Source organism: Acidovorax sp. KPB24-07 (genome assembly GCF_057543315.1).
In genome coordinates, this window is the sequence record NZ_BAAJYS010000544.1 from 1 (window position 1) to 1,834 (window position 1,834).

At 68.2% G+C, this 1,834-nt stretch carries 2 protein-coding genes; one reads left to right on the top strand and one right to left on the bottom strand.

The annotated features are described in order from the left end of the window. Nucleotides 1-213 precede the first annotated feature (213 nt). The gene (locus AC27IQ_RS23630; RefSeq protein WP_487091012.1) at nucleotides 214-1,224 is read right to left on the bottom strand and encodes a phosphatidylinositol-specific phospholipase C; all 1,011 of its coding nucleotides are present in this window, start codon (nucleotides 1,222-1,224) and stop codon (nucleotides 214-216) included. 138 nt (nucleotides 1,225-1,362) lie between these two features. Between AC27IQ_RS23630 and AC27IQ_RS23635 the strand changes: the two genes are divergently transcribed. Next, on the top strand, nucleotides 1,363-1,834 hold a 472-nt coding region (locus tag AC27IQ_RS23635), incomplete at its 3' end, for a response regulator (RefSeq protein WP_487091013.1).

Sequence of the window (1,834 nt, forward strand, 5' to 3'; positions counted from 1 at the left end):
GCAGCAGGGCCGCCAGGCCCCAGGCGTGCAACCTCGGGCGCGCTGTGGGGCACAGGGACAAAACAGGGCGCAGCCGGGGTATGTGCATGGGGCAGGAGGGGAAGCCGGGACCGGCGTAGTGTACGCAGGCGCCTGCCCCCCGCCATGGGGCGGTGGCCAAGGCGAGGGCCCTGTGGCAGATCCCGCGGCGGGGGCGTCAGCCGTTGGTGGCGATCACCGCGCTGATGAGGCCGGGGCCGGGGAAGTCGGCCATGACCATGCCCACCTGCCCGTGCAGTTCCCCCCCCCCGGGCCCATGCGGGGGTACAGGAGCTGGTTCGTCCCGTCGAAGGCGATCGAGCAGATGCCGATGAAGCATTTGACGCGGGGAAAGTCGGGCCAGCTGTTCTTCCAGCCCGGGGTGGTCCGCCCCGTCATGAGCAGGGGGGCGTTGGTCTGGGGGCTCGACGCCCCGCTGGCGACGAAATAGGGGAACGAGCCGGACGCGGCGCTCAGGTAGTTGATGTAGGCCTGGTCGCGGCTTCCGGCGATCGCCGCGCGGGCATGTGCCTTGACCTTTTCCCACTTGTCGTACAGGTCCCAGTTGGTGCCCAGCTTCCATTCGTCCTGGATGCTGAACGCGCCGGGGTACGCGATGCCGTACTGGTGCGTCGCGGTGAAGTTCTGCAGCACCACGATCTTGCCGCGCAGGTCCTTGAGCACGGGGTTGCCGCCGGTGCCATCCGTGGGCGGCTGCCAGAAGGCGGCCTGGTTGGGCTGGTAGTAGCGGTTCTTGAACGTTTCCTCGAAAGTCTCGGTGTTGCCGCCGCCGTCGCCCTCCTGCTTGATCCGCATGAACACGGTTTCCGACGGGTGGGTCTTCAGGAAGTCGATCACGGTGGCGAGCACGTCGGAGAAGTACGCGTACTGGAATTGGATGCCGTGGTAGATCGGCAGTTCGTCCTTGGTGTGGTTGCACCGGATGTCCAGCACGCGGATGCCGGATTTGAGTTGGTTCGCCAGCGGCATCGACTGCGTCTGGGTGATGTCGCCGCCATAGAACGACATGGTGTCGTGCGTGCCGGGCAGGGACAGCTCGCTGAGCCTGCGCCCGTCCGGCAGGTGCGCCATCCAGTCGGTGTTGCTGGTCTTTATTTCCGAATCATGTGAATATCCCTGCCGGCTGGCCGCCAGCTCGCCCGTGGGCACGTGGATCGCCGCGCATTGCATGAGCACCTGAGTCATCGTTCACCTCCTAAAAATGCATGTTTGTGAAAAATCGGTTGCCGGGCGGGTGGTGCCGCCCACCTGTAGCAGCCGGCACCCCCGACCCGCAAGACTAGAGAGGCAGTGCCTCGCGCGCATCCCTGATATCGGGGATGCATGCCGTTTTTCCTGCGTGCAGCGCCCCTGCCGATGAGCGCGCCCGCACCGCTGGCCGTGGCCGCCGTGCTGCTGGTGGAGGACGACCCCGCCTGCGCGCGGCGCCTGGCCCGCCTGCTCGGGCAGGTCCATCCCGGGGCATCGGTGGCGCACGCCGGCAGCCTGGCCCAGGCCGGCGCGTTGTGGCCCGCGCGTGGCTTCGATCTGGCGCTGGTGGACCTGCACCTGCCGGATGGTTCGGGACTGGCGCTGCTGGAGGCGTTTTCGCGAGCCCGACCGTCACTGGAGGCCGTGGTGGTCTCCGCCTGGGGGCACACCGACACGATCGTCGCGGCCATCCAGGCCGGCGCGCGGGGCTACCTGCTCAAGAGTGCCGAAGACGATGAACTGGTGCGCGCGCTGGCCTGCATGCGGGCCGGGGGGGCGCCCATCGACCCGCTGGTCGCCGCGCGCATCCTCGCCCTGCTGGCTA